This is a genomic window from Desulfitobacterium nosdiversum (assembly GCF_049860565.1).
Lineage (GTDB): Bacteria > Bacillota > Desulfitobacteriia > Desulfitobacteriales > Desulfitobacteriaceae > Desulfitobacterium_A > Desulfitobacterium_A nosdiversum.
Genome location: NZ_CP172056.1, coordinates 3,322,506 through 3,349,446 on the forward strand (window position 1 = coordinate 3,322,506; position 26,941 = coordinate 3,349,446).

Consider the following 26,941-nt stretch of genomic DNA (forward strand, 5'->3'; position numbering starts at 1 on the left):
AGGCTCCCTCCCCCTCACACAACATCTTCCTTCTTAATGTAAGTGAACGGATCTTTTTCATACCATTCCTTTTTATAAGGAAGTCTGGTATTTTGCGCCAACTTTTTATTGAACTGACCGTTCTTTACTATTCGATTTAAACGCCTTGCGACCTCAAAAGTACCGGAATAACCTAAATAGTTGTAGCTCGGTCCAAATAGAGGGAGAATGGGCAGACCCAGCTTTGCGGAAATATTGTGTCCTCCTGTATGCCCGATATAAACATCCGGTTTTAAACGCTTGATCAGATTAACCTGTTCAAACGGTTGGTTCGTCGCAACATCAACAACGACATCATCAATCTCCGCAAGTGATTCGAAAATCGGCTCGACAAACTGATCCAGGTGATGGGCTTTAAAGCCCACAACTTTCATTCCTAAGTCTTGAATAATCTCGGCTGTCGCGACAATACGCACCTCTCCGCCGCCCAGAAAAACGCGTTTACCCGCTAAAGTTTTGCGGTAGGGCTCCAGGCTCTTATCCAGCTGCTCATTTTCTGCTGAGATTAGCTGTCTTGCCTCCTCTTGCAGATCAAAATGCTCTGCGATCTTTAAAATCCAACGCTCCGTATTCTTACGGCCGATAGGAATCGTGTCAATTAAAAAAGAGATGCTGTATTTTTCTTTAAGATGCTGAACAAAGTAATCATCATGAGTACCGCAGATGCTTACATTGAGCGAAGTTTCAAGCGCGTATGTAAAATCTTCAGGTTCAGCATAGCAGGGGATAAAATTCACATTTAAACCGATTGCATTTAAAAGCCTTTGCAATTCAAGTTCGTCAGCACGGCTCATTGAAGAGACATTTAAAATATTGACATTGCGGCTGATCCGATATTGCTCCTTGAGCTTTTCCAAATCCGGCTCAGCAATGTATTCTCTTCTCTCCGGCATTTTAATATAATTTTTGAGAATGCCATGATAGACGGCATCATACGCGGTCGCCATAACTTTGGTTTTAAACCCTTCGCAGTGAATAGGTACGAGAATTGCTGATGTCTGAGTTTGCAAATCGCTGAGGATACTGTCGACATCATCGCCGATGAGTGCCGGAACGCATCCGTTAGCCACGATAATCGTTTCCGGACGATACTCTTGATCCGCAAAGAGCACCGTTTCTCGGAGCTTCTTCTCACCGCCGTTAATGACATCAACCTCATCAAGATTTGTATTGAGCCATATAATGCCAGTCGCCAAGGGGTCACGCAGCTGTTTATATGATTTATTGACTCCTACATTGCTGATACTGCAGGCACCGCACCCGATCGGTGAATGCATAACAATCACCGCATTGCGCAAGGTATTAAGTGTAGCAAGGCTTAAGGTGAACTGGCAGCCTTGGGTTTGTGCAAATCGTCGACCTGCGAGATTTAGGCAGCCGCCATCCGGAAAGCAGCCGTTTCGAGCGCTGTTTCTCATCTGTGAGCAGGTACCGCCGAAAGCAGTATTCGCCTTCAGTCTGTCTTCACGCCCAGGTGCCGATTTTCCATCCAAGTAATTCATGGGGCTTTCATCCTTTCTTATTTAAATTACCTTCCTGCGACGAGTAAGGTAATCATATCTTCCACTAAACTCAGAGCACCGTTCGTACCCACGTATGCTCGGTTTAGCACTGCTCTGTTAGTAACAGGAAAGGTAACCGGGAGCAGCGGGAAACCAAACTCTGCGGCAAGCTCACGTTCATAAACACTACCCACCACAACAGCCGGGCTGAGGGAATCATAATATCGCTCATTTCGGTTGCGCGGCCAAACCTCGGCAATATATTTTTTTATCGCTGAAACGTCCGTATCAAATTTGACGGCAGTTGAAATTCCGGATTCAAAATGATTAAACCGCGAACGCAATTTTTCTTGCTGATGCTCATCGACAAAATCGGTAATCACGGTAAGCTCCGGCAGCCAACCCAGTTCATCCGATAAAAAGCGTGTGATCGCAGGAGCGTAATTGCTGTCTCCGACGATAATCGCGTAGCGCTGCAGATCAATGTCGTTATAAATATCTGCAATCCGCTCGAGATAGCTGTAATAAACCGTTTTTTCATCCCGTATAACCGCCTCGGTCAAATCTGGGTCTAGTCCCAGTACTTGAGCCACCTCTCGCAAAAAATTCTCCGTGGCAATAGCGCCGATCGGAAATTCCGTCGTGATAAAAGGAATTTCATGTCGTTCTTCATATTCTCTGGCCGCCTCAAGGCCGTAGATATCTGAAACCACTATATTTAAACTTGCCTGTCCGGACTTTTTGATATCTTCAAGAGTTTCTCCCTCGCCAAACAAAGTGTTTACCGTAAGCCCCAATCGTTGCAATAGCCTTTTAACTTCCCTAAGATTCCCCTGCCAAAATGCATCCTGTGCTGGTACGATTCCGAGCACATTCACTGTCTTGGCCTTCTTTTGCTTGCTTTTCGTCACGTAATTCTTAATCAATGCCTTAAGCACTAATTCATAACCTGTATAGGAATTGCCGCGGAAGCTCGGCGTACGGACAGCCAGTACAGGATTTTTACTGTCGCCGAAATCAGAAACTACAGCTTCCACATCGTCCCCGATCATCTCGACCATGCACCCTGTGAGCACGAGATAGATATCCCCATCCATTACTTCAAGGGTTGTCCCGATTTGCTCACGCAATCTGTCTTCTCCTCCAAAAACAATATCTCGCTCTACGACATTGCTGCTGGGCAGAGAAAGCCCTCCGCAGTAGCCTCCCCCGAGATAGCCGCCGCCGGGATTCATCGCGTTATAAAGATTTTGTCCGCAGCCTGCTGAAGCATGGACAATGGGTATGGCACGCGGGATTACGCGCAAAGTAGCGAGAGCTCCGCCTAATGCGCAAGTATACCGCGGCCTGTCAACAAATTTACTCATCTCGATCTCCTCCATCTTTATGTGGGTAAGCACGGAATTAGCGTTTAACCATGTGAAAAGGTCTGATCTAAACCGCTATATTCATATAACAAATGAGACAAATCTCCCTGACCTGGAATTCCGCACGCATCCGCGCGGCAGTGCTGACAGTGTCTGAACACCGGCAGGAATTTTTCCGCTGCCACTCTTGCCTTATTCAACTCCTCACAGGTCGGCGCTGGCACATCTGACAACTCATGCTGCGGAATTAGCGGGATAATATTGATAATTGCCGCCCCTAACGCTTGCACTGTTTTAGCAATTTCAGCAATATGAAAGTCATTAATCTTAGGGATTAAAACAATGTTAATTTTGATCATTGCCCCCAGTTCGGCCATCTTTTTTATCCCACGCTTCTGAGCCTCAATGTGGATTTGCGCCCCCTCGAGCCCTTCATATCTTTTGCCATCAAGAACAATGGAGGAGCAGATGTGCTGCAGCACCTCGGGATCTACGGCATTCACGGTTACTGTCACTGTTTTGACTCCCGCATCGAAAAGGTCTTGGGCGTAGCGTTCCAGTAAAAGTCCGTTGGTACTTAGACAGTTAATAAGCTGAGGATGTCGCTCATTTACGTACTTAAAGGTCTCCAGTGCATGCGGGGTAACTAAGGTATCCCCAGGTCCGGCAATACCTGCCACAGTAATCTCCGGGCAAAATTCTAACGCTTTATCAATTAACGCGGCTGCCTTATCTGGGGTAAGCAGTTTCCCCGTCACGCCTGGTCTCTGTTCAAACTTATTAAAAGTTCTTTTGCAAAATTTGCATTGGATATTGCAAATAGGACTTACCGGAAGGTGTACCCTTCCTTTGGTCATACTGGCTTCCCCGCCGAAACAGGGATGACGATTTGAAATCTTCTCAAATTGCTTATCAAGGTTGGCTTCAAAGCAGGCCATGATCTATACCCTTCTTTCTTAAATTCTATCGTTCAAGGCTATTAAAAAGAGGGGTTGAAAGATAGCGTTCACCGCCATCAGGTAAAAGAACAACGATAAACTTTCCTGCAAACTCGGGACGTTTCGCAATCTGAGTGGCAGCAAATGCTGCTGCGCCAGAAGAAATACCGACCAACAATCCCTCGATTCTTGCCAAGGCCTGAGCAGTTTCATAAGCTTCTTCTGTCCTTACCTTGTAGATTTCATCGATAATTTCCGTATTAAGGACTTCCGGAACAAACCCTGCGCCGATGCCTTGCAGCTTATGCGCTCCAGGTGCTGATCCAGAAAGGACTGCCGAATCATAGGGCTCCACAGCAAAAATTTTGATGTCAGGGTTTTTCCGCTTTAGTACCTCACCTACTCCGGTAATTGTTCCGCCTGTACCAACTCCGGCAATAAAGGCCGCAACTTCACCGTTTGTATCGCACCAAATCTCTTCGGCTGTTGTCTCTCGATGAATCTGTGGGTTTGCAAGGTTATTGAATTGTTGCGGAATATAGGAATTGCTGATTTGCGCGGAAAGCTCCTCTGCTTTGCGGATAGCGCCCTTCATTCCATCCTTGCCGGGAGTCAGCACAAGCTCTGCATTCAGCGCTTTTAAAAGACTCCGTCGCTCAAGGCTCATGGTCTCAGGCATAGTGAGAATTAATCGGTAGCCCTTTGAGGCTGCGACAAAGGCAAGCCCTATACCGGTATTTCCAGATGTTGGCTCAATAATAACTGTATCCTTGTTAATGATTCCGCGATATTCTGCATTATTGATCATAGCAAGCGCAATCCTGTCCTTAACACTTCCTAAGGGATTAAAATACTCAAGCTTTGCAAGTAATCTTCCTTTAACCGTTTGTTCCTTGTTGTAATCAGTAAGCTCTAACAGCGGGGTATTTCCAATCAGCTCCGTAAGCTTTGAAGCTATGTTTGCCATCTTTTTTCCTCCTCGATCGCTTTTCTTTATTTGTATAATAAGTAAATTTAGCCCAATTACTGAGAATAAAAAACCGGCGGCCAGATTGTTTTAAACAACCCGGCCTCCAGATTTCTGGTCAACCTATAGTTTGATAAACATATTTACCGCTCTTTAAAAAACATCTTATGATTAAATTAAAAAGGCTAAGTTTAAAACCCTTAAGGGTTAAACTTAGCCTCCAGTTGACTGGTCAACTAATATGTTCACTTCTCTAGGCAATAATACTACAGGATTGTCTTGCGATCTGATCGACGATAGATGATAAGCCAAGTCTCCTAGGGAAATACACCTCTTTTTTGCACTTTTTTGCTGCTTCTTTCGCGTCCCACATACTGGTATGAGAACAAGCCCCCTGAACAATGATGACATAATCTACATCTTTAATCAGATGTTCCAAATTCCTTTTGTTATTCTTTTTGGGTATGCCGTCATGAAAATGGATTTCAACTTGCCCAACTTTTTTAAAGATTTTCCCGTATGTGTCTTGATTATGTCCACCTACGATAGCAACCCGCATTGATGATCATCTCCTTCCTGACTACGGTTTCTTCAACCGGATTTTTTCGTTTTTATCAATTTGGATGACGTGTCCATCCTGTATAATCAACGTAATCGATCCGTGTTTCACTGTCTTGATGATCGTCAATAATTCCGCCAACCAAGTAGGACTGTGTGGTCTTTTATCGGGTTCGTGCATTAAATCTCTTTCATTAATACGCTACACCTCCAGTCATATTCAAGACACGTCTATACTTTAGTAATCCAATTTATTTAGTTGGTTTTATTATAAAAAAAATAGTGTTTCTCTTATCGAGAATAATTAAAGTCTTATATAAAATAATGATTTTACTTATAGAGTAATTAACACAATTCATTATTATTCCAATATGTTTAGAAGGATTGAAGTTATCTTAATATACTCCAATGGTTTTGTCAATAGTTATTTCCTATTATTAGCTTACTTGACAGATTTAGATATTATATTCAATCGTTATCTCCGCACTTCCGAAGAACTCCGCATAGATTTTCTTTCGAATACTAAAAAAGTCTGGATTCGTTCGATCCCGAGGTCGAGCAAGTTCAACAGGAACAATTTCTTTAATCGTACCCGGTCTGCTGGACATGACCACAACGCGATCACCCAAATAAATTGCTTCATCAATGTCATGTGTAACTAAAATCATCGTCGTTTTTTCCGTTTCCCAGATACGTAAAATTTCATTTTGCATATTGATACGCGTTATAGCATCCAAAGCCCCAAAAGGTTCATCCAGAAGGAGTACACCTGGTCTGTTAACCAACGCCCTTGCAATACTTACACGTTGCTGCATACCACCTGATAACTGACTTGGAATTGCTTTTTCGAAACCTTTTAGGCCCACAAGCTCGATATGATCCGCAATTGATTTCTTTTTTTCGAGCTTATTAATTTTCTTAGAAATACCAAACTCAATATTCTGTTCAACCGTTAGCCAAGGAAAAAGTCTGGCTTCCTGAAAAACCATTCCACACGTAATGGTCGGTTTGGTTACCTTCTGATCAGCTAAGGTCACTTCTCCGCTCGACGCCTTACCTAAACCGACGATGATCTTTAAGAGCGTACTTTTCCCGCATCCGCTGGAACCGACAATACTAATAAACTCGCCAGGTTTAATATTAAGATTGATATTATTGAGAACTTCGATTGTTTCTGAATTGATTTTAAAATTTTTCCGGATATTAGTTATCTTAACGTCGGCATTACTCGCTGCTGAATTACTCAATTAGCTGCCTCCCAACATTTCTTTTCTTTCCAGTCAAACTGTGAACTTTCAATCTGAGTACAGATGTTTTAGGTACGACTTCATCGTGGAAATGATACTCCGGGCCTTCACAAACATTATAGTGTTCAAGCAATGCGGATAATGCCTCAGCCTTTTGATTATCATTTAAATAGTCGATTACGCCTGTACCCATAATGCTTTCAAATTCCATAGTACACTCACACGCACCAACTTGTTTACCAGTCACAATTCCATATGTACATTCCATCACAAAAGCAACTTTATTATTTTTCTTTATTAAGTCATGCTTTTTGCCTGCGTTAGCACCGTGAAAGTACAAAATGACATCACTACCATTCACCTGCATACCGAAATTCATCGGCACCACATACGGGTATTCATCATCATAAAACGCTACATGGCAAACACTGCACGCTTTCATGACAGATAAAATTTCATTGAAACTTGTTATTTCGCGGTCTTTTCTCCTCACGATTTGTAACTCCTTTAAAATAAACATTATGGAACTGACTCAATTATATACTGATTTGACAAGCAAAGAGAACGTTTACATACTCCCCTTTTCCTATTACGATTAAAGCATTTACCTTACCTGATGATTTTGCTTTGAACTCTTAATATGACAAAATCAATAAGTAAGCCAATTAAGCCAATAGTTAAGAGACCTACTAACATAACACCCGGTTGTGAGATCTCACGGGCATAAGATATTAAATAACCTATCCCTGATGTTGCTGCAATCAATTCCGCAGCGACAACACTCTTCCACGCTCCAGCCACACCTAATCGTATTCCGGTTAATATTGAAGGGAGTGCTGATGGGAATACTACTTTAATTAACGTTGTAATTTTACTCTTTTCGAGTATAGTTGCGACTTCAAGATATTTTTTATCAACCGTATTTATTCCATGAATCGTATTAAGCAATAACTCCCAAAAGCTTCCGATCGCGATGACTGTAACTTTAGAACCTTCGTCAATGCCCATCCATAAAATCAATAGAGGTATCCATCCGATAATAGGAATTGGCCTCAATACACCTACAATAACCATCATCGAGCGATTAAATTTAGGGAAGAAGCCCATCAACGTTCCAACCACAATTCCTAGAGTTGAACCGATTACAAATCCTTTAACCACTCGCAGGATACTGACTTGCAAATGCTGGACTAACTCACCACTGCTTAACATCTCATTGACTATTTTTAAAATTTCAGATGGTGCTGGAAGGATAGATGGATTAATTACCCCCTTGTTGCTTAATATTTCCCAGAGAGCAATTAAACCAAGCGGTACACCGATAAACAATAAGATATCGATACCACGATCGAGTATATTTTTTTCTTTTTCCTCGAGATTAAGCATGAGCTCTCTCTCCTTTCTCTCGATGCCTTAGCTCATCGAGAAAAACTGACTTCAGATAGAGTCTTAACCTAAGTTTTAACTCTACCTGAAGTTCAGTCGATCTTTATCTATACTATTTAATTCCTGCGGCTTTTAAATAAGAGGAATCAATCATATCGCTTATTTTTACTTCAGATCGTGTAATCCCTTGTTCTTTAAGGAAATTAGCCGTATCTTGTATGGAATCGATCAAGTCCTGATTAAGATTTATCGCACTTTTTCTGTTCTCGTAAAATGATGTAACGTCCTCTTTGGATAAACCTGATTTTTTCACGACAATATCAATGGACTTATCTTTATTTTCATACATCCATTTTGTCGCTTTATCTAACACTTTAAGGATTCGCGCAGCTACCTCCGGATTTTGTTTTAGAAATTCATTACGTCCGGCTACGACGGTAACAACATTTTTATATCCAGTTGCATCTTTAAGAAATATCGCTCCTGATTTTTTTAAGGGATTCATATAAGGATCCATACTTACAGCTGCATCAATACTATTAGACTGCATTGCTGTGACAATATCTTGCATTTGCAGATTGGCAATTTGGACATCATTTTTGGTAAGGCCTGCATCCTTAAGATAAAGAAAGGCGAGTTGGTGCAAGGTTGTTCCTAACGGGACTCCAATTTTTTTACCTTTCAAATCCTGTAAACTCTTAATTCCTGACTTTTCTGTAGCAAAAATCCCATACGCTTTTTCTGAACTTGTAAAGGTTGATATGGCTTTTAAATCGACATTATTTGACCTGGCTTGTATCACTGGTTGATCACCAAGCAACCCTATATCTAATTGTCCGGATGTAAACGCCTCGATCATCGGTGGTCCGCTTTTAAAGGATTTCACACTGATAGTAATCCCATCTTTTTCAAACTCTTCTTTAAAATATCCTAATTCTTCAGCAATCTTAATGGGGAAATATGCTGTTTGGTCTGCTAAATTAACCGTAAGGTTCTGTTTTTTATTTCCAGCATTAGCCGTTTCCGCTTCTTTACTATTTTTGCAACCGACTAAACTTAAGGATAATAGCGCAATAATGAGAATCGCAATCATCCGATAAATACTTTTTTTCATAAAAACTACCTCTTACTCTTGTTTTTTATTCGATGACTCCTCTTTTTCTGCAGGAACTCTTTATTCTTTATTTCGTCAGCCGATCCAAGTGTCTTAATAACGGATGTTCTTTTTCCTCTTTTTCTCTACGAATTGAAAATGTCTCTTCTCTTATTTCTTCCGGTTCGATGAGCCATACTGTCGATAAATCAATATCACCCAGCTTCTCCCGAACTTCGCTATAATATTTTTCAAAAGTCTTCCCAGCGATAATCGCTTTTATAGGCGTTCCCTTAATTTGGTAGCTTCTCTTTCCCTTCGTTAAAACATTAATAGCAACTCTGCGGTTAAACCAGATGCTTGAAACTAAATTTTTATTCGTCTGCGAACTCTCGATAATCTCTAAATAGACGATCTTGCCATCGTCATTTATATGAAGTGAATGTTTAACAACGAGATGTGGATTTCCCTCATTATCCGTAGTCGCTAAAATTTTTATATTCTCCCGCTCCGCAAACATATCCCGAATAGCTTGATTTAATTCAATCCCCATCTTAATGTCCCTCCTTTTATATGCGTGCTAAGTCTGTATTAGGATGATTTCCGCAGCGTCGATAATTATCCATATCGACATTTAAATCATACTTTCTGCGGATATCGTCAAACCCTTTGGCAAGTTGGACATAATATTCGAGAGAGGGCGATGTTTGTTGAAAAAATATGGAGCCTGGGATGACATTCCAAACATCAAATTTAACGCTAACCCCATGTGAACCTAACTCATCCGCTTCTTCAAAGGCAATGCGCAATGCGTCTTCTTCCGTTTTAAATCCATGAGGCGTTGCCATCTCTACCCCACCAACAATACCTGTATTCACATTTCCTCGGCCAAAAATTTCAACAGCCTTATATAACCTATTTTTCCATTCATCATAGCCAATAAATTCCGCTTTGCCTGGGCAAATCCATTTGAATTTTTCTTCATCAAAAACTTCAAGATCTGTCGTATAGCTCGTTAGTCCAGTATTCTCATAGAGTCGTCTTAATTGCTTTTCATTGAAGGCTGTTCCATTTAACTGACTGGGAAATTTATTGACCTTGAAATTTTCTCCAACAGCCTGCAGGATTTCGATATAATAATCGACTTCATCATCTAACAATTCTTTTCCGCTTAAGATACTCCCACCCGTCATCATGACACTTGTATACCTTCCAGGCTGTTTGAGTGCTTCTTTAATCGTTTCAGCAATATCGTTTATATCGAGACGCGGTGGTTTCTTATCTATGTTTTGACGATAGGTTGCACCAATTCCGCAATATTTGCAGCCATTTCCTGGTTTGTCCCAAAAATGACAATACTGGCTTGGCGTAATATGAAGTCTTTGCGGTCGAGCGCCAACGATTTGCCACATTGGCTTGCCACCGCTCGTCAACTTATTATAATAATCCGGTTTTTCCCAATACTCGACTTCTTCGATGATTTCTCCTTCATCCACTAATACAATTTTTCCATTGATAACATCCACCGTATAGGGTTCACGCTTCGTTTTCGTATACCCTACTCCCCCAGTAACAATGCTTGTTCCATCCCGGAGTAATAACGAGGCTGGTGCAGCATCCTCTTTTTCAATGGAGAATTCGCGCAACTCGGTTTGATGAAGCTCTAGATCAACAGCCTCGAGCGCTTTTTTTGTATAAGTAATGCCTCTTCGCTGAACATCGGTCTTGATAATTATAAAAGGAGATACATTCCTATGATTGTCTAAAACTTCCTTTAAACTGGGCTCTTTTTTTCTCCACTCTTTGTCAATAGCAACCATCTTCGTTCCTCCTACTCCAAATTTAGATACAATCGAATCGCATTAACCTTATCTAGCCGTTCCCACGGAATATCGAGATCTGTTCTACCAAAATGTCCATAAGCCGCGGTTTGTTTATAAATGGGTCTTCTCAAATTTAATTCTTTAATAATTCCTGCCGGTCGGAGATCAAACGTGTTTTTAATGACCTCTACAATTTTACTGTTCTCAATTTTCCCCGTGCCAAAGGTATTGACGGAAATCGATACCGGGTTGGCAACTCCAATAGCATAGGCGATTTGCACTTCAATTTTTTTGGCTAGTCCTGCAGCTACTATATTTTTGGCAATATAGCGCGCGGCATAAGCTGCGCTTCGATCAACCTTTGTAGGATCTTTTCCCGAAAAAGCACCCCCACCGTGTCTGGCATAGCCGCCATACGTATCCACAATAATTTTTCTGCCGGTCAAGCCTGCATCTCCTTGAGGTCCCCCAATTGTAAATTTTCCGGTTGGATTGATAAAATACTTCGTTCTTTCATCTAATAAGTTTTGAGGAATGACCGTGTTGATCACATATTCCTGTAAATCTTTTTCAATTTGTTCTAAAGGAACTTCCGGATGATGTTGCGTTGAAATAACGATAGTATCGATTCTTACAGCCTTTTCATGCTCGTCATACTCAACCGTCACTTGCGTCTTTCCATCAGGTCGTAAATAGTTCAGCGTCCCATTTTTTCTAACCTCAGATAATCTTCTCGCTAATTTATGCGCTAAGGCAACCGGTAAAGGCATTAATTCAGGAGTCTCATCCGTAGCAAAGCCGAACATTAAACCTTGGTCACCGGCCCCGATCGCTTCAATTTCTTCATTGCTAAGTTCTTCTCTTCTGGCTTCAAGAGATTGATTAACCCCTTGCGCGATATCCGGTGATTGTTCATTGATTGCAGATAATACGGCACACGTTCTACCATCAAATCCAAATTCTGCATTGTTATAGCCAATTTGTAAGATTGTCTCGCGCGCGATCTTTGGAATATCTACATAGGCTGTCGTCGTTATCTCGCCAGATACCAAGATTAATCCTGTTGTGGTTGCAACTTCGCACGCAACCCGGCCATTGGGATCTTGTTCTAAAATTGCATCTAATACTGCATCAGATATTTGATCGCATAGTTTATCAGGATGTCCCTCTGTAACGGATTCTGAGGTAAAAAGTGTTCTCGTCATCTTTTTCTCCTTCTTCGTTTGCTATTTTGTATGAACTAGAAAACTAGAGGCATCAAAGTACATACTAAAAGTACCTTAACGCCTCTAGTTTTCTAGTCAGCCCTAAGTTTAATATTTTTAAAGTTTTAAAGAATTGTTATAATTATTATAGTTTTCCTATTTGTTTTGTATTATATCTCAAATTTCTTTGATGTCAAGGCCAATAAAAATTTAAAGGAATACCTCAACTTTAATTGACAAAGATCTGGCAAAGCTTTAAAATCTTTATAATTTAAACCTATATTAATACTATTATTTAATTATCAATCAAGAAATCCGGCAATACGTCCAACTTAAGGTAACCTATAATGACTCTGCAAGGTTCAGGAGATAAACTTTATTCATAAGGAGCAGAAAAAATGAAAGAAAAACGGAATTTTGGCTTTGATACCCGAATGGTTCACTCGGGTCATATTCCTGATGTACAGACAGGTGCAAGATCAGTACCTATCTATCAAACCTCGTCCTACGTTTTTTACGATACTGATTACGCAGCCGACTTATTTGACCTTAAACAATATGGTCATATTTATTCACGTATTAGTAATCCAACAGTTTCTGTATTTGAAGAGCGAATGGCTTCGTTAGAAGGGGCAACTGGCGCAGTTGCGACAGCAAGCGGCATGGCCGCACAGCTTGCGGCCTTAATGACTTTATTAGAACCCGGGGATGAAGTCGTGTCATCCTCCCACCTGTATGGCGGCAGTTTAATGCAGCTTTCGCATACCTTAAAGAAAATGGGAAACCCGGTTACATATGTTGATCCAACAGATATCAACGCATGGGAAAAGGCGATTACGCCAAAAACAAAAGCACTTTATTCTGAATTAATCGGCAATCCGCGAGGGAGTATCCTCGATATTGAAAAGGTCGCTGCGCTTGCAAATGCTCATAGTATTCCATTAATTATTGATAATACGATTGCAACACCTTATTTATGCCGCCCGATGGAATTCGGATCTACAATAACGACTTATTCAGCAACTAAATTTATTGGCGGACATGGCAATTCACTAGGTGGAGTTGTTCTTGATTCAGGCAAATTCAATTACTCCGGTTACCCTTCTATCGCCGAACCTTCCCCGCTCTATCATAATTTACGTTTCTATGATACATTTGGACATTATGGATTTTTAATGAAAGTCAGAGCTGCGACCGTTAGGGATACAGGGTGTTGTCTATCGCCTATGAATGCCTATTTATTAATTCAAGGAATTGAAACACTCTCTATCCGCATGGATCGGCATGTTGAAAATGCATTAAAAGTTGCCAAATTTTTAGAGGACCATCCTAAAGTGGCATGGGTCTCATATGCTGGGTTGCCTAGTCACCCCCAGCATGATTTAGCTCAGAAATACTTACCGAAAGGGGCTGGAGCAGTCCTTTCCTTTGGACTTAAAGAAAAAATCGGCGAGGACATTCGTCAAAGCGGCAAGCGATTTATCGAGAGTCTTCAACTTTTTAGCCACTTAGCTAATATCGGTGATGTAAGGAGTTTAGTTATTCATCCCGCGTCAACAACCCATCAACAGCTCACTGATGAAGAACTCAGGGAATGTGGCGTTGGACCAGAACTTATTCGTTTATCCGTCGGAATTGAAACAGGGGAGGATTTGCTATGGGATTTGGATCAAGCCTTACAAGCCCTATAAACATGAACTCATCTTTGACCTTAGAACAGCAGGGACTTTATCAAGATCCACAGATTATTGCTAAAATTCTCAATAACACCAGAACAATAGCTATCGTTGGATTATCCACAGAACGGCAAAAGGCCAGTTATTTTGTCGCAACCTATTTGCGTTCAGCAGGATATCGAATTATCCCTGTCAATCCCCGAGCGGATGAAATATTTGGCGAACGGTCTTATCCGAACTTGGCAAGTATTCCTGAGCCTATTGATCTCGTGGATATTTTTAGGCCCTCTGCCGATTGTCTGAAGATTGTCGAAGAAGCGATTACATGTCAGGCCAAAGCAGTATGGCTCCAACTCAAAATTATTAATCTTGAAGCCGCGGAACGAGCTCGGAAGGCTGGCTTACTTACAGTAATGGATCTCTGTGTTAAGATGGAACATGGCCGTTACAGCGGCGGCTTGCATGAAGCAGGAATGAATACAGAAATAATTTCCGCCAAACGTATACACAGGTATATCTGACAACAAAAAACGGCATCCTTCCCCAGCTGGATTAAGCTAAGGGTGGATGTCGTTTTTTAATATTAAGATTTAAATTCAGATCAAAGCAAGCTAATTTCAGACTCAAACCAATAATCCTTTGAACCGATCTTCAAGCTGCTTACGATTTTGGCCTCTAATTCGGGATTAAATCCTTTGATTACTGCTGAATCCAGTTGGCACAACAGGCTTCCGAGTTCTCTTCTTTTTGACATCCAACAGCAGCAATCTGCTGGACAATGAATAATACGGAATTGTTTACTACCACTTTGAACCGCACACGTTCTATAATGACAAAAACAGGGGGTAGAATATCTCTCCATAAAATCGCCCAGGTTAGGTTCAATTCCTTGTGATTCTATTCCCTTACGGATCGCTTCCCCCATTCTAATCCCATATTCCTGTAAGGAAGAACTTGTTGCATGATTATAGTCAATGTCGGTAATAAACTCTACCAGCAAATGCTCTATTGAATTTTGGAGCTTGCTTAAACTCTCTTTCAAATACTTTGCACCTTCCTCTCCTCAGTCTGCTCATCCAGCCAAGTTAAAAGATGTCCGAGAACCTCTGCCCTATTTACGTCATCAAAAGGCCTATGGTTTGTTTGCTCATATTCCTGATATTCCTTATTCGCTAATGATAAAGAATAGAAAAAGCGCCGTGTTCCTTCAGCTGGAGTAATTTTATCATCTAAGCCTTGAAGCATGAGTAACGGAATATGAAACTCGTAAGGATGCTTTTTTACCCAATTTTGGGCTTTAAGAATTTCTCGCCATAACCCAGCTGTCATCAGATCATGACGCAACGGGTCTTCAGCAAGAGATTCAGCAACTTCTGCGTCTCGGGTAAGTTTGGTGTAATCAGGTTCCTGTTCTGTACTAAAATCGGGGTTTATGAGGGAAAGTACCTTTAACGCTTTTGCCATTATTGGAGAATAACGAATATAACTTAAAGGTGGGCAAATAGCAATAATTCCACTTAAATCCTCAGGATAACGCATAGAATACTCCAAGCTGATCAAGCCCCCAAGGCTGTGTCCAAGTAAAAAAATTGGTACCTCACCTTCATGATCTCTAACAAGGCTTATAAAAGCTCCTAAATCATCTCTGAAATCAGCCCAGCTTTGTACATGCCCCCGCAGACCAGACGAACGGCCATGACCTCTTAAATCGAGTCCGTACCATGCATAGCCTTGAGGTACGAAATACTGAATCATATTGCCTAGGCCACCACTATGATCACCATGTCCGTGAATACCTACTATTACAGCTCTGAGCTGATTGCCCGGATGCCATGCTTGATAATAAAGCTTAGTTCCTCTCGAATCCAAAAAGGTTCCTTCCGAATGTCTCATAGAAAATCCTCTCTCCTCATTAATCTCTATTAAATAAGTCTTTTACTTCTCTTTTTATGGCGGATATCGCCTCTTGTTATTATACTATTCCTATATGTTTTATTGTATATTATAATCTTAATCTTTACAAGAGTTATTTTAAACTTTAATTTATTTCTATATTGATAGAAAATGGGGTACCTCAACCTCAAGTCGAGATACCCCATTGCTTTTAAGCTATACAATTTGTAACATTTTTTAAATATATTTCAATATCTTTCACATAGGACTTTACTTAAAAATTTTAACTCGATTATCTAAAGGCAAATATTGTTTTTCTGCAGCAGGAGCTGTCGGTCTTCCGAAAGGCATTTGCCCCAAAAGTTTCCACTCACTCGGAATATTCCAGGTCTTTTGAACTTCAGCATCAATTAATGGATTGTAGTGCTGTAGAGATGCCCCTAGTCCCGCCTCGTCTAAGGCCGTCCAAACGATATATTGCAAAAGTCCCGAAGACTCAAGAGACCAAATAGGGAAATTCTCCGCATACAGTCCGAACTTTTCTTGAAGACCTTTGACAACACTTTGATCTTCAAAGAAAAGGACAGTTCCGTATCCATTGCGGAAAGAATTAATTTTTTCCTTAGTAGGTGCAAAGTTTTCAGCAGGGACAATCTTTCTTAAGGTTTCCATAGTCATATCCCACAATTTATCATGCTGTTCACCGAGTAACAAGACGATTCGTCCGCCCTGAGAATTGAAAGCTGTCGGAGCATATTCCGCTGCTTGCTTAACAATCTCTTCGATTTGAGCATCTGAGATGGTCGATTCCTTGCTTAGCGCATACCGCGTTCTTCTTTCTTTAACAGCTGTCATAAAATTCTTTGACATCCTAGACTCTCCTTTCAAAATTAAAACTAAGCTATTTACGAAGATCCAATTAAAGTAAATTATTACCTCAATTTATAATAATTATTTAGTTTCAATTTGTCAAGTAGTTACCAAAAGTATCTAAGACTTACATTTCACCCTTACGCAGCAAGCGCTGAACAATAAGAGCAAGTGCGCCGATAATCAAGACGCCTATAAAGGCTGAAACAAGATAACCTAATGCTTGTTGCCAAAAGGTCTGATCATACCCCGCTAATGTATAATCTTTGAACAAGGCATGCTTCCAAAAATCACTCGTTTTTTGAAAGCCACTCGGCAGGAAACCTAGCTTGGTTTCCATTTCATTTCCTCCCCATTCTCCCCATGCTGTCCCTGTTGCCAATAATCCTAAAGGAGAAAGTATTGCTATAATTACAAGCCCAAAAGCAAGCTTTCTAAAAGGGAAAGTTTGAGATTCACCCTCTGTTGTCCTTCTAAGCTGCAGCAAAGCAGGATTAGTCTGCTGCAGATACTTTACCACGAGTGCCGTAACTAATCCCTCCACTGGAGATGCAATCGTAAGATGCGCAAAAAGCATTGCAGGTATAGCAACATTCAGTCCATAAGGACTATAAAGCGGAGTTCCATTCGCTGTATGAAAGAGCATGGGCTGCAATCCGAACTCAATTCCTGCACAAAGCGCAGAAATCGTTAGTCCGATATAGCCTGCAAGGGCTGCTGCGAGCCATTGACGTTTAGCAGAAACAGAATTCCGTCCTGCTACAAAACGATAAATTCCATAACTGACAAACGGCAAGATAACTGCCATGTTGAATATGTTTGCTCCCAAAGCCAGAATTCCGCCATCTCCGAAGAATAGTGCTTGCAGTACCAATGCTATCGAAACCCCTACCATTGCTGCCCAAGGACCAAGCAATATCGACAGAAGAGTTCCACCTACGGCATGAGCCGTTGTTCCATCCGGAATTGGAATATTAAACATCATAATTATAAAGGAAAATGCCGCTCCCATGGAAATTATAGGTATATATTTCTCTTTAACAGTATGCGCAGTTTGGTAGGCAGCCCCTACAGCGGTAATTGCGCTTGCGATTCCTAAGACTGCATCCGTTTGTGGACTGAGATAACCATCCGGAATGTGCATACGACTCCCCCTTAACCTTTATACTGAATCCCGCATCATAGGACTTTATTTGCCACTATCATGATCAAGCCCGCTAAAATGACGAGTACCATGATAAAAAAATCCTGCCAAGCTATTCGGTCCTGATATAAAATCCGTACTTCACCCGAATATCCTCGAGCAGTCATCGCACTATATACTTCCTCACTCATTTGCAAGGACTTACCGAACAACCCGCCCATTGCTGCTGCAATAAATTTTCTCTGTTCTTTTGATGAGGACTGCCCCGCATCCCGAGCTTTGCGAGCGATGAATATTTCCTCCATCGCTTGAATTAAAACATAGATGTAGCGATAGGTCATTTCAAGAGCAGCCACAAATATCCGCGGCACCAAAAAAGAACGAAGCGCCCGCAGAATATCGCCCCAACGCGTACTCAAGGTGAGAACAACAGCTAATGATACTGAAATACCCACTCGGCTTATAAGGAGGATTCCTCCTGCAACCCCTTGCTTCGTTACCGCTAAGACGGGAGGTAAATTTAACAATCCCAGATGAAGAGGGTTTTGAAACCTCCAAATCACCCACAGTGGATCCCCTTCTCTTACCCAGCTAAAAAGGGATGGCAAGATCATGATTCCAGTAAATATCGGGATTACAAGCCAAACCCGAGAAAGGACTTGACGCAAGGGCAACTTGGAAAGAAACGCAACAATGAGCAGTCCACCATAAAAACTCCAAAGTAAAACAAGGTTTGAACAGAGATTAACTACAATTAAAAGATAAAAAACGATCAGTACTTTTACTCGAGGATCAAGGCATTGTAAAAAACCCTTCTGTCTCGCAATCGATTCCGAAAAAACGGCTTCATGAAGAAATTTGACAATATCGTTCAAAGTCTTTGTGATAAAAGTGCTCCTACGCAGTACTCCTCTGCTGGAACAGTTCATCTTAGGGTTCGCCTCATTAAGCCAGCTTGGCAGTTCCATCCCGTCCCCCCTTATTGCTTTATTATATTTACTGAATAAACAAGAAAAGACCACAGAGTGACCCTGATGGGCCAGACCTCCATGGTCTAATTATCAATATACAGATCTATTTACTATAAATATCTATTCTTCTTTATTGAGAAAATTCCTTCTAATCGATAATAGTTTTATATTATTTATATTTTATTTAAATCCCTAAGAACTTGCTCCACATGCCCTTTAACTTTAACCTTAGGATAAATCTTTCGGATAATCCCTTGCTCATCAATAATTATCGTCGTTCGTTCAATCCCCATTGTTTTCTTGCCATACATATTTTTTTCTTTCCAAACACCATAGGTTTGAATAATCTCTAACTCTGGATCTGAAATCAAAGCGAACGGCAATTGGTATTTCTCAATAAATTTATGGTGACTCCCCATGGTATCTTTGCTCACACCAATAATAACCGTATCAGCCGCCATAAATTCGGAATGATGATCGCGAAAATCACAAGCCTCGGTTGTGCATCCTGAAGTCATGTCCTTTGGGTAAAAGTAAAGGACAACCTTTTTACCCTTTAAAGCAGATAATATAATCTCTTCTCCCCGGCTCCCCTGTGCTGAAAAATCCGGAGCTATATCTCCCGCTGAAATCATCTTTGAATCACCTTCAACCTTTTATTTAAACTCTTTGCTATTTATTATTGGATGGTCCTGAATCAGAATTCTCGCTATTAGAATTCTGGCTGTCAGTCTTATCCGTTTCTTTATAAAGCTTTGTAAAGTTATCCTTTCCCTTAGGACGAAATTGACGATAAGATGCTATAAGAAAAACAATAAGCGCCCCTGCTAGTACTGAACCTAAAATAATAAGAACAAGAGGGACCTGAGTTGTTATCCAAAAAAACTGTATTGTGACTGGAATCGCATTTTGAATCGCAAAAATTGCAATCAATAATGCAAAGATCAGCGTCAGAATCAATAAATACACTTTAATCCCCCCTACTAAAATTTATATGCTACTCATTATTTTAGACTTAAATCAAGTTTTTACTACTGGTTTTCCTACTTAACGATAAAAAATGAAGGCAAATGACGATCACCATACTGACTAGACGGGTGATTTACAATCTTTTGATTGTAATAAAGAACGGTTGAAGCCCCGCCATCAAGATTAGCAACATTATAAGCTCCATAATTAAGCATGATATCTTGAACATCTTTAAGAGTTGCTCCAACAGAGCTCATTTGACGCCCATCAATAACAAGCATTAAAACAGCGCCATCCCGTGTTTGACCGATTGCTGTTCTTGGCGCAAGGCCCCAGCCTCCATCACCTTGCGTAATTGAAGGTTTCCCATTGACCACAAGAAAAGGATCAAAGGAAACCGCATCCCGAATACCCATCTGCTTGATTTGAGCCAGAGTATAGTGCCCAAGTACAAGTACATTATTGCGATTAAACCCAATCACATCATAGGAGCTTATTGCATCTTTATGAAGAATATTCCCCCCTGAAATAAGAATTCCTAAAGGAGTACCCCCGCTTCCATTGCCCTCGGGATCACTGAAAGCTCCGCCATTGATCACCGCGGCAGCTCCAGTTTCTTTAGCAATCTCTTCGGCTTTTTCACCCCGTGTTCCAAGATATTGTGTGCCTGCCACCTTAACCCGTGATGGATCCTTAATCTTTAACAGATATCCTTTAAATCCTTTCTGACTGATATTTATAAGTTCAATTCCTTTATTATTATTTGTGCCAACCGTATTGATTGCATTTGGATTTGAGTTTCCAAGATTTTTAGCCTGATTGCTTGCCAATATTTTTTGTATTTCTTCATCACTAAAAAACCATTTTGCCAGGTACTGATGATTTAATGTCGTCATTGCCGTGGTTACCCAAAGATTACGAAGCTGTTCAAAAGGCGGAAATGGAGCATAGCGAAACCCTGCAAAAAATAAAGATATCAAAAGAACGAAACTAAAGCTCCGCTTCATAAACCCGTTTAAGCGTTTCTTTTTACGACTATAGTGGTAAACCCCAGCAGGTTTTCCATAGAGCCGTGGCTGCATTGATGAGCGCGAGGTCCCAGGAATCCCTGTACTCCCCATGAATATCTCTCCCTAAAAAACTATTTTCAACAATTATCTTTAATAATACACTATATCGCATGCAAAAAGTTAAAGTTTATGTTAATAAAATGTGAAAAATAGAAGTATTTAAACTTGAATAAAAACTGAGATGTAACAGGATTTTCTTGTATCAGGGCGAATTAGGTAGTATCCAGTTTTACTATTCTTTGCTTAAGAGGAAGGTACTTCTATGGAAAGAATTAAAACATTAGGTATTAGCCCAAATATAAAATGGGTGGCCCATGTGTTTATTATTTGCTTGATTATACTTCCTTTATTTCTGGATTTGCCAGATGGATCCTTTGAGATCATATGGCTCGTGTATTTCTTACCTCCCGTTTTAATCGCCACATTTCATGGCTATAAAATGGGTATGCTTGCTGGAGCGCTATGCATATTATTACAAGTAAGCTTCGAATTCATTGAGTATTTATTTGATATAAACTACAATGTTCAAAACTTTAGGCTTGTTATCGCAATTTCCGGAGGAATCGCTGCTGTAACACTTAATGTCGGCTTCTTACTCCGGCACTTAGAGCAGAAGCAAAAAGAATTAGAAAATCTTAGTCAGCAATTAGAGTTTTTAGCAAATCATGATGTTCTGACGGCACTCCCGAATCGTCGCATGTTTGAACAAAAACTATCCGAAACCCTTTTGAATGCCGAAAATTCAAGCAAAATAGCTGCCATAGTCTTTTGCGATTTAGATCGCTTTAAATATCTCAATGATACTGCGGGTCATGCGGCCGGAGATGTCGTGATAAGCACTGTTGCTCATCGGGTCAAACAAACAATACGGACGGATGACTTTTTATGCCGTATCGGCGGAGATGAATTTGTTCTCTGTATTAACGATATTACCTCGCTGGAAGATGTCAAGGTTATTATTCAGCGAATTCTCTTGACCATAGAGCTCCCGATTGCCTTTAATACCATTGAATACAAAATATCAGCCAGTTTAGGAATTTCAATCTATCCTCGGGATAGTAAAGATCCTTCAGCGTTGCTGCGGTATGCTGACATTGCCATGTATCGCTCAAAGGCCAGAGGGAGCGGCAATTATACCTTCTTCACTCCCGAAATGGCAAATGCCCTTGTCCGTCAGTCACGCATTGAAGCGAACTTAAGAAATGCTATAAATCAAGGTCAATTCATTCTTTATTATCAACCGCTATTTGACATTAAAACCGGAAAGGTTATTAAGGCCGAAGCCTTGATCCGATGGAATCATCCCGAATTAGGTCTAGTTTCGCCAAACGAATTTATTCCTCTCGCTGAAGACACAAAATTGATTATACCTATTGGCAAGTGGGTCTTAAGAACCGCTATTAAAGAAGCTAAAAAATGGCATATCAACGGATATCCCATAAAAATTTCTATTAATATCTCAAGTATTCAATTCCAGCAAAATAATTGCGCACAAATCATTCAAGAGTTTTTAGATGAGGCAAAACTAGATCCTCAATATCTTGAACTTGAAATTACAGAACGTGTTGCCCTTGCAAATCCAGATTCCATAATTCGCAAACTTAATAAACTCAGATCACTTGGCGTTCAAATCGCAATCGATGACTTTGGCACAGGCTATAGTTCCTTAAGCTATCTAAAAAAGTATCCTGTCCAAAGTGTAAAAATCGATCGATCCTTCATCCAGGATATCACCACAAGTACTTGCGATCGGAACATGTTAGAGGCCATGCTGATTATGGCTAAAAACTTGGATTACTCTACTGTCGCTGAAGGTGTGGAAACCTCAGAACAACTTTCCCTTTTAACTCAGATGGGTTGTGATGTAGCTCAAGGTTATCTTTTCAGTAAGCCCCTCCCCGATGATCATTTCTTTGACTTCCTAAGAAGAATGCTGGAAAAAAAGGAGAGTCAACTCGCTTCTTATGGCTAATTTCTATTTACAAACACGGTAATGAGACTTATAATTTAGCCAAAGTCATGATTTTCTCGATTTGAATATAATTACATAGTGCAGGGGGTGCTCCAAAGGGAGCTGAGAAAGAGACCGTCTTAACCCTTAGAACCTGATCTGGTTAAAACCAGCGGAGGGATGCTGCAAACTATCCATTGAACGTGGATCTTCCAGATAGAAAAAGGCTTGCCCTTGAGGTGAGCCTTTTATTTTTATTTGATATTTTTTAATTAGGAGGTTAAGGGATGAACGTACAAATAAACGGAAAGTTATTAGTTCTTCCAAAACAAATTTCACTTTTAGCCTGGATAGGAAATCAAAATATACCGCTTGCGGCTGTCATTGTTGAATACAATGGAGAAATTTTATCACGTGATCATTGGGAAACGACGTTGCTCAATGAGGGTGATCAGGTCGAACTTTTGCAATTTGTAGGCGGAGGAAGATAAAGGAAAGGATTGTTTATCTGGGATGAATCCATTGATTGAGGGACTGAAGAAACACTTCGGAGAGGAACGTTTAAATCAAATACAGAAGATTAGGGTCGGCATCGCCGGGACAGGAGGGCTTGGCTCAAACGTTGCTAATCATCTTGTTCGCTCCGGCTTCAGCCATTTTACTCTCATCGATTTTGACCGCATTGAACCCAGTAACTTAAACCGTCAGTTCTTCTTTGCCGACCAAATAGGAAAATTAAAAGTAGAGGCACTGGCAGAAAATCTGCGCCGTATTAATCCTGATCTTGATCTAGAACTCTATACTGAACGCATTAGCACTGCTAACATCGGACAGTTTTTTCAGGACTGTGATATTTGGGTTGAGGCATTGGACCAAGCTGCGGCAAAAAAAGAATTTGTAGAATATGCCTTAAAACGCAAAAAATTTGTGGTAAGTGCCTCAGGCATGGCAGGTTGGGGCAGTACGGACACGATGCTTACCCACCACTGGGGAGCGAGCTTAGTTGTTGTGGGTGACTTAAGTACTGGAATATCTGCTGAATGTCCGCCCCTATCCCCAAGGGTTGGCGTCGCCGCCGCCAAAGAAGCAAATGTCGTATTACGCTGGGCCTTAGGTGAGAAATAAAAAGAGAGGTAAAAAAAGATGTCTCATATTAAAAAAACACTTCCCCACGGGATTTACGCGCTCACTTCAGAACCCCATTCTTTAGGCAGAAGCACTATTGAAGTTGCCCAAGAGATTTTGGATTCAGGAGTTAAGATTCTTCAATACCGCGAGAAAAATAAAAAAGCAAAACAGATGTTCGAAGAATGCCTTATTCTTCGTGAAATGACCCGAGAAGCCGGGGCTTTGTTCATTGTGAATGACTATTTGGATATTGCTCTGGCCGTTGATGCTGACGGGGTCCATGTCGGTCAAGATGATTTGCCTGTTCCTATCGTGAGGCAAATCGTTGGACCTTCCAGAATTATTGGTGTTTCAACCCACTCTCCGGAGCAAGCACAAAGAGCGGTCGCCGACGCGGCTGATTACATCGGCGTTGGTCCTATCTATGCAACTCATACTAAAACTGACGTTTGTGCCCCTGTTGGACTAGAATACCTTCGTTATGTCGTCGAAAATATAGACCTTCCTTTTGTCGCAATTGGCGGGATTAAAAAACATAATCTAACGGAAGTCCTTAAAAACGGTGCGAAAACGGTTGCCTTAGTCACAGAGATTGTGGGAAGCCCAAATATTAAAGAAACAATTCATGAGCTGCAAGAGACTATGGGCAACTGTTAGTACAAAATCAAAGGGGATAGAAGGGGTTGATATAATGGAACGCATTAGAAATTCTTCCTTATTTCTTTTATGGATAGGTGCAGCGATTTCGATCTCTGAAATTTATACCGGAGGGCTAATTGCCCCCTTAGGTCTTGCCAAAGGCTTGGCCGCTATCCTCATCGGACATCTGATTGGTACCCTTCTTCTCGCTTTCGGCGGGTACATCTCTTTTCAAAGCGGTCGGACGGCCATGGAGAAAGTCCGCGATTCCTTAGGCCCTGTCGGAGCAAAAATTACGGCTTTCTTGAATGTACTCCAGCTTATTGGCTGGGGTGCTGTCATGATTATCCAGGCTGGGAGGGCCTTTGGTGGAATTGTTAACCTTTCTTTAGGTATTTCCATTATCATTATGGGGTTAGCGGTATTTACTTGGGCTTTTTTCTTCAATAACTATTCGAAAGTTATTAATGATATCTTCGTCGTTGTTCTTTTGGCACTAAGCATCATGGTCTTATTTAAAATTGATTTTAATACCTTTCCGGGGTTAACAGGAGAAATGAGTTTTACGACAGCCATAGAACTTTCAATCGCTATGCCAATCTCATGGCTGCCACTCATCGGAGATTACACGAAAAACGGTCAAAGTAAACAAGGTGTATTTTGGGCAAGTTTTAGCGGCTATTTCATCGGAAGTGCACTTATGTATCTTTTAGGCTTCCTCATTACAACCCATACAGGGCTCGATGTAATAGAGTACATCGTGCAAAGCAACATAAAGTTTGTGGCCGGCTTTATCATTGTCGTTTCTACCGTTACAACTGCTTTTTTGGATATTTACTCTGCTGTAATATCCACCAAGCAGCTTATTCCTTTTAATAATGATAACCTCTGGATCGCTATATATTCTTTAATCTCAATGCTTATTGCCTTTGTCTTTCCAATCGAAAACTACGAGAATTTTCTTCTGACAATCGGTGGTGTCTTTATTCCGGTATACACTATTGTTTTCATTGAATATCTTACTCATTATAAAGGTCAAAGTGTCAAACTTAATACTGCAGGTATCCTCGTCGCAATTGCCGGGACTCTGCTTTATAATTATTTTGTAAAAGCACAATGGGGTTCACCAACAATAGCTGTATTTTTAGGCGTTTCGGTAGTTTATTTAGTCATCAAACGTCTTTTGATTAGTGAGCCCCTCCTTACATCAAAATAAGCACAACCTAGTTATTGGATTTAAAACTAAAATTTAAGCGATGTCATTTTCCTATAATCCGGTAAAATGACATCGCTTTTTTAAGCTTTAATTCGATTTATTTTACATGGTTTGAGCTTGGAATTCTTGAAAATTCTCCTTAACGTAATTTATAAATCGCCGAACGGGGAAAGCCTGCTGGCGATTTTTCATATATCCCAGATAAATTATTCGTTTGTAATCAGGATTACCAATTGGCAACACCTTAACTTTGAAATTATGAAAAGTAGGACTTTCCGGGACGATAGCGATTCCCATTTTGGCGGCAACCAGACCCGCCATAGAGGTTTCATCCTCTACCTCACAGCAAACCTTAGGTATCATATTCACCTTTTCATACTGGCGATTAATCTCTTGTTTTAAACCGGGTTTACCTGAGTAATGGATAAGCGGATATGGTCCGGTATCTTTCAGGTCAACCTGATCGAGTTTAGCAAGAGGGCTGTCAAGCGGCAAAATTGCAACTAATTTTTGTTCACAGATAGGTATAAATTCAACATCCGGATCTTTAGGGATTAAAGAGGCAAAGACCAAATCCAGTTTTTCATTTTTAAGACGGATGATCAAATCAGCGGTACATTCGTTCTGGGTTGTACCTTCATGCAAGCTAAATTGAATTTTGCTGTTTTCTTCATTTTTAGCAGCAAAACCAGAAATTAAGTCAGGAATAAAATGGGAACTCAATGTATAAATAAATCCAATATTAATGGCGCATTGTGCATCAGTCGACAATTCTTTAATCTTTTTCGTCCCCTGTTCTAATTCGGCTAGTGCATTTTCAACATAAGGGAGAAATAATCTACCATACTTTGTTAGGACGACATTCCGACCTTTTTTTTCAAACAGCACAGCTCCCAACTCATCTTCCAAAGATGAAATAGCGTGACTGAGACTGGGCTGGGTTAAACATAATTGTGCTGCAGCATGCGTATAATGCTCAAGTTTAGCAAGAGTTCTAAAATAATATAATTGGTATAAATTCATTTGCTCACCCCGCAGAAAATTATTCGAAACTTTCTTACCTAAGAATCTCATAATTAAGCTAAATGGGGTATTCTAAAGGCTACTTGTGCAAATTATCCCAATCACAAACAACTTATTAAAATGAGTTTGTACACCAGGATAATTATACTTTATAGCATGATAATTATAACTTATAGCGCATTATTAAGTAAATATTAAAAACATAGAAATTTGCCAATTTTATGTGAAAAGTACAATAATACAAAGGTGTCTCAACCCTAATTTAA

At 40.6% G+C, this 26,941-nt stretch carries 29 protein-coding genes and 1 riboswitch; of the genes, 7 read left to right on the plus strand and 22 right to left on the minus strand.

Annotation, left to right across the window (positions count from 1 at the left end; translation table 11 throughout):
• Positions 1–14: 14 nt before the first annotated feature.
• The 13 genes from ACHOLT_RS16180 to metK form a co-directional block, all read right to left on the minus strand.
• Positions 15–1,541 carry a nitrogenase component 1 gene (locus ACHOLT_RS16180; RefSeq protein ID WP_425802663.1) on the minus strand — a complete coding sequence of 509 codons (1,527 nt, stop codon included), beginning with the start codon at positions 1,539–1,541 and terminating at the stop codon, positions 15–17.
• Between the two features lie 26 nt (positions 1,542–1,567).
• Positions 1,568–2,908 (minus strand): nitrogenase component 1, encoded by a 1,341-nt coding sequence (locus ACHOLT_RS16185; RefSeq protein WP_425802665.1) that lies wholly within the window; start codon positions 2,906–2,908, stop codon positions 1,568–1,570.
• A 44-nt stretch (positions 2,909–2,952) separates the two neighbouring features.
• Positions 2,953–3,846, minus strand: coding sequence for a radical SAM protein (locus ACHOLT_RS16190; protein ID WP_425802667.1), 894 nt, complete (start codon positions 3,844–3,846; stop codon positions 2,953–2,955).
• Between the two features lie 25 nt (positions 3,847–3,871).
• The gene (cysK, locus tag ACHOLT_RS16195; protein ID WP_425802669.1) at positions 3,872–4,813 is read right to left on the minus strand and encodes a cysteine synthase A; all 942 of its coding nucleotides are present in this window, start codon (positions 4,811–4,813) and stop codon (positions 3,872–3,874) included.
• 253 nt (positions 4,814–5,066) lie between these two features.
• On the minus strand, positions 5,067–5,372 hold the full coding sequence (locus ACHOLT_RS16200; protein ID WP_425802672.1) for a DUF2325 domain-containing protein: 306 nt from the start codon (positions 5,370–5,372) through the stop codon (positions 5,067–5,069).
• A 21-nt stretch (positions 5,373–5,393) separates the two neighbouring features.
• Positions 5,394–5,552 carry a YezD family protein gene (locus tag ACHOLT_RS16205; RefSeq protein WP_425802675.1) on the minus strand — a complete coding sequence of 53 codons (159 nt, stop codon included), beginning with the start codon at positions 5,550–5,552 and terminating at the stop codon, positions 5,394–5,396.
• A 274-nt stretch (positions 5,553–5,826) separates the two neighbouring features.
• Positions 5,827–6,618 carry an ABC transporter ATP-binding protein gene (locus ACHOLT_RS16210; protein WP_425802678.1) on the minus strand — a complete coding sequence of 264 codons (792 nt, stop codon included), beginning with the start codon at positions 6,616–6,618 and terminating at the stop codon, positions 5,827–5,829.
• Positions 6,611–7,111 (minus strand): pyridoxamine 5'-phosphate oxidase family protein, encoded by a 501-nt coding sequence (locus ACHOLT_RS16215; protein WP_425802681.1) that lies wholly within the window; start codon positions 7,109–7,111, stop codon positions 6,611–6,613. The genes ACHOLT_RS16210 and ACHOLT_RS16215 overlap by 8 nt, the downstream gene beginning before the upstream one ends.
• A gap of 116 nt (positions 7,112–7,227) precedes the next feature.
• A complete protein-coding gene (locus tag ACHOLT_RS16220; RefSeq protein WP_425802683.1) occupies positions 7,228–8,004 on the minus strand; it encodes an ABC transporter permease in 777 nt (258 codons plus the stop codon).
• Positions 8,005–8,116: 112 nt separating this feature from the next.
• Complete coding sequence (locus ACHOLT_RS16225) at positions 8,117–9,118, minus strand: ABC transporter substrate-binding protein (RefSeq protein WP_425802686.1); 1,002 nt, start codon at positions 9,116–9,118, stop codon at positions 8,117–8,119.
• A gap of 67 nt (positions 9,119–9,185) precedes the next feature.
• The gene (locus tag ACHOLT_RS16230) at positions 9,186–9,650 is read right to left on the minus strand and encodes a pyridoxamine 5'-phosphate oxidase family protein (protein ID WP_425802689.1); all 465 of its coding nucleotides are present in this window, start codon (positions 9,648–9,650) and stop codon (positions 9,186–9,188) included.
• A gap of 16 nt (positions 9,651–9,666) precedes the next feature.
• The gene (locus ACHOLT_RS16235) at positions 9,667–10,917 is read right to left on the minus strand and encodes a radical SAM protein (RefSeq protein WP_425802691.1); all 1,251 of its coding nucleotides are present in this window, start codon (positions 10,915–10,917) and stop codon (positions 9,667–9,669) included.
• An 11-nt stretch (positions 10,918–10,928) separates the two neighbouring features.
• Positions 10,929–12,125, minus strand: coding sequence for a methionine adenosyltransferase (gene metK, locus ACHOLT_RS16240; protein ID WP_425802694.1), 1,197 nt, complete (start codon positions 12,123–12,125; stop codon positions 10,929–10,931).
• A gap of 398 nt (positions 12,126–12,523) precedes the next feature.
• On the opposite strand from metK, the gene ACHOLT_RS16245 reads away from it, so the two are divergent.
• Both ACHOLT_RS16245 and ACHOLT_RS16250 read left to right on the plus strand, forming a co-directional pair.
• Positions 12,524–13,816 (plus strand): O-acetylhomoserine aminocarboxypropyltransferase/cysteine synthase family protein, encoded by a 1,293-nt coding sequence (locus ACHOLT_RS16245; RefSeq protein ID WP_425802697.1) that lies wholly within the window; start codon positions 12,524–12,526, stop codon positions 13,814–13,816.
• Positions 13,783–14,322 carry a CoA-binding protein gene (locus tag ACHOLT_RS16250; protein ID WP_425802700.1) on the plus strand — a complete coding sequence of 180 codons (540 nt, stop codon included), beginning with the start codon at positions 13,783–13,785 and terminating at the stop codon, positions 14,320–14,322. The genes ACHOLT_RS16245 and ACHOLT_RS16250 overlap by 34 nt, the downstream gene beginning before the upstream one ends.
• Before the next feature lie 80 nt (positions 14,323–14,402).
• Here the strand turns inward: ACHOLT_RS16250 and ACHOLT_RS16255 are convergent, their stop codons facing one another.
• The 8 genes from ACHOLT_RS16255 to ACHOLT_RS16290 form a co-directional block, all read right to left on the minus strand.
• Positions 14,403–14,843: a hypothetical protein gene (locus ACHOLT_RS16255; RefSeq protein ID WP_425802702.1), complete on the minus strand. Its 441-nt coding sequence runs from the start codon at positions 14,841–14,843 to the stop codon at positions 14,403–14,405.
• Positions 14,840–15,694: a lysophospholipase gene (locus ACHOLT_RS16260; RefSeq protein WP_425802705.1), complete on the minus strand. Its 855-nt coding sequence runs from the start codon at positions 15,692–15,694 to the stop codon at positions 14,840–14,842. The genes ACHOLT_RS16255 and ACHOLT_RS16260 overlap by 4 nt, the downstream gene beginning before the upstream one ends.
• A gap of 270 nt (positions 15,695–15,964) precedes the next feature.
• A complete protein-coding gene (locus ACHOLT_RS16265) occupies positions 15,965–16,564 on the minus strand; it encodes a nitroreductase family protein (protein ID WP_425802707.1) in 600 nt (199 codons plus the stop codon).
• Positions 16,565–16,691: 127 nt separating this feature from the next.
• Positions 16,692–17,708 (minus strand): cobalt transporter CbiM, encoded by a 1,017-nt coding sequence (gene cbiM, locus ACHOLT_RS16270; protein WP_425802709.1) that lies wholly within the window; start codon positions 17,706–17,708, stop codon positions 16,692–16,694.
• Positions 17,709–17,743: 35 nt separating this feature from the next.
• Complete coding sequence (gene cbiQ, locus ACHOLT_RS16275; RefSeq protein WP_425802711.1) at positions 17,744–18,676, minus strand: cobalt ECF transporter T component CbiQ; 933 nt, start codon at positions 18,674–18,676, stop codon at positions 17,744–17,746.
• Positions 18,677–18,852: 176 nt separating this feature from the next.
• The gene (bcp, locus tag ACHOLT_RS16280) at positions 18,853–19,314 is read right to left on the minus strand and encodes a thioredoxin-dependent thiol peroxidase (RefSeq protein ID WP_425802714.1); all 462 of its coding nucleotides are present in this window, start codon (positions 19,312–19,314) and stop codon (positions 18,853–18,855) included.
• 37 nt (positions 19,315–19,351) lie between these two features.
• A complete protein-coding gene (locus tag ACHOLT_RS16285; protein WP_425802716.1) occupies positions 19,352–19,648 on the minus strand; it encodes a LapA family protein in 297 nt (98 codons plus the stop codon).
• Positions 19,649–19,722: 74 nt separating this feature from the next.
• Positions 19,723–20,769, minus strand: coding sequence for a phosphodiester glycosidase family protein (locus ACHOLT_RS16290; protein WP_425802718.1), 1,047 nt, complete (start codon positions 20,767–20,769; stop codon positions 19,723–19,725).
• Positions 20,770–20,980: 211 nt separating this feature from the next.
• Here ACHOLT_RS16290 and ACHOLT_RS16295 point away from each other — a divergent pair, with 211 nt between their 5' ends.
• The 5 genes from ACHOLT_RS16295 (at position 20,981) to cytX (ending at position 25,652) form a co-directional block, all read left to right on the plus strand.
• The gene (locus ACHOLT_RS16295) at positions 20,981–22,690 is read left to right on the plus strand and encodes a putative bifunctional diguanylate cyclase/phosphodiesterase (RefSeq protein WP_425802720.1); all 1,710 of its coding nucleotides are present in this window, start codon (positions 20,981–20,983) and stop codon (positions 22,688–22,690) included.
• 73 nt (positions 22,691–22,763) lie between these two features.
• Positions 22,764–22,867, plus strand: a riboswitch (TPP riboswitch).
• Between the two features lie 89 nt (positions 22,868–22,956).
• A complete protein-coding gene (thiS, locus tag ACHOLT_RS16300; protein ID WP_425802722.1) occupies positions 22,957–23,160 on the plus strand; it encodes a sulfur carrier protein ThiS in 204 nt (67 codons plus the stop codon).
• A 22-nt stretch (positions 23,161–23,182) separates the two neighbouring features.
• On the plus strand, positions 23,183–23,794 hold the full coding sequence (gene thiF, locus ACHOLT_RS16305; RefSeq protein ID WP_425802724.1) for a sulfur carrier protein ThiS adenylyltransferase ThiF: 612 nt from the start codon (positions 23,183–23,185) through the stop codon (positions 23,792–23,794).
• 18 nt (positions 23,795–23,812) lie between these two features.
• Entirely contained in the window at positions 23,813–24,454 is a 642-nt protein-coding gene (gene thiE, locus ACHOLT_RS16310; protein WP_425802727.1) for a thiamine phosphate synthase, read from the plus strand.
• 34 nt (positions 24,455–24,488) lie between these two features.
• Positions 24,489–25,652, plus strand: coding sequence for a putative hydroxymethylpyrimidine transporter CytX (gene cytX, locus ACHOLT_RS16315; RefSeq protein ID WP_425802729.1), 1,164 nt, complete (start codon positions 24,489–24,491; stop codon positions 25,650–25,652).
• A 102-nt stretch (positions 25,653–25,754) separates the two neighbouring features.
• On the opposite strand, the gene ACHOLT_RS16320 is transcribed toward cytX, so the two are convergent.
• Positions 25,755–26,675: a LysR family transcriptional regulator gene (locus ACHOLT_RS16320; RefSeq protein ID WP_425802731.1), complete on the minus strand. Its 921-nt coding sequence runs from the start codon at positions 26,673–26,675 to the stop codon at positions 25,755–25,757.
• Positions 26,676–26,941: the final 266 nt, after the last annotated feature.

Coding starts and splice junctions, on each gene's coding strand:
- ACHOLT_RS16260 (WP_425802705.1), bottom strand. CDS start 15,694: ATGAGACATTCGGAAGGAACCTTTTTGGATTCGAGAGGAACTAAGCTT.
- cbiM (WP_425802709.1), bottom strand. CDS start 17,708: ATGCACATTCCGGATGGTTATCTCAGTCCACAAACGGATGCAGTCTTA.
- ACHOLT_RS16290 (WP_425802718.1), bottom strand. CDS start 20,769: ATGGGGAGTACAGGGATTCCTGGGACCTCGCGCTCATCAATGCAGCCA.
- ACHOLT_RS16245 (WP_425802697.1), top strand. CDS start 12,524: ATGAAAGAAAAACGGAATTTTGGCTTTGATACCCGAATGGTTCACTCG.
- ACHOLT_RS16220 (WP_425802683.1), bottom strand. CDS start 8,004: ATGCTTAATCTCGAGGAAAAAGAAAAAAATATACTCGATCGTGGTATC.
- ACHOLT_RS16205 (WP_425802675.1), bottom strand. CDS start 5,552: ATGCACGAACCCGATAAAAGACCACACAGTCCTACTTGGTTGGCGGAA.
- ACHOLT_RS16295 (WP_425802720.1), top strand. CDS start 20,981: ATGGAAAGAATTAAAACATTAGGTATTAGCCCAAATATAAAATGGGTG.
- ACHOLT_RS16200 (WP_425802672.1), bottom strand. CDS start 5,372: ATGCGGGTTGCTATCGTAGGTGGACATAATCAAGACACATACGGGAAA.
- thiS (WP_425802722.1), top strand. CDS start 22,957: ATGAACGTACAAATAAACGGAAAGTTATTAGTTCTTCCAAAACAAATT.
- thiE (WP_425802727.1), top strand. CDS start 23,813: ATGTCTCATATTAAAAAAACACTTCCCCACGGGATTTACGCGCTCACT.
- ACHOLT_RS16225 (WP_425802686.1), bottom strand. CDS start 9,118: ATGAAAAAAAGTATTTATCGGATGATTGCGATTCTCATTATTGCGCTA.
- ACHOLT_RS16250 (WP_425802700.1), top strand. CDS start 13,783: ATGGGATTTGGATCAAGCCTTACAAGCCCTATAAACATGAACTCATCT.
- bcp (WP_425802714.1), bottom strand. CDS start 19,314: ATGATTTCAGCGGGAGATATAGCTCCGGATTTTTCAGCACAGGGGAGC.
- thiF (WP_425802724.1), top strand. CDS start 23,183: ATGAATCCATTGATTGAGGGACTGAAGAAACACTTCGGAGAGGAACGT.
- ACHOLT_RS16265 (WP_425802707.1), bottom strand. CDS start 16,564: ATGTCAAAGAATTTTATGACAGCTGTTAAAGAAAGAAGAACGCGGTAT.
- ACHOLT_RS16185 (WP_425802665.1), bottom strand. CDS start 2,908: ATGAGTAAATTTGTTGACAGGCCGCGGTATACTTGCGCATTAGGCGGA.
- ACHOLT_RS16235 (WP_425802691.1), bottom strand. CDS start 10,917: ATGGTTGCTATTGACAAAGAGTGGAGAAAAAAAGAGCCCAGTTTAAAG.
- ACHOLT_RS16180 (WP_425802663.1), bottom strand. CDS start 1,541: ATGAATTACTTGGATGGAAAATCGGCACCTGGGCGTGAAGACAGACTG.
- ACHOLT_RS16190 (WP_425802667.1), bottom strand. CDS start 3,846: ATGGCCTGCTTTGAAGCCAACCTTGATAAGCAATTTGAGAAGATTTCA.
- cytX (WP_425802729.1), top strand. CDS start 24,489: ATGGAACGCATTAGAAATTCTTCCTTATTTCTTTTATGGATAGGTGCA.
- cbiQ (WP_425802711.1), bottom strand. CDS start 18,676: ATGGAACTGCCAAGCTGGCTTAATGAGGCGAACCCTAAGATGAACTGT.
- cysK (WP_425802669.1), bottom strand. CDS start 4,813: ATGGCAAACATAGCTTCAAAGCTTACGGAGCTGATTGGAAATACCCCG.
- metK (WP_425802694.1), bottom strand. CDS start 12,125: ATGACGAGAACACTTTTTACCTCAGAATCCGTTACAGAGGGACATCCT.
- ACHOLT_RS16230 (WP_425802689.1), bottom strand. CDS start 9,650: ATGGGGATTGAATTAAATCAAGCTATTCGGGATATGTTTGCGGAGCGG.
- ACHOLT_RS16320 (WP_425802731.1), bottom strand. CDS start 26,675: ATGAATTTATACCAATTATATTATTTTAGAACTCTTGCTAAACTTGAG.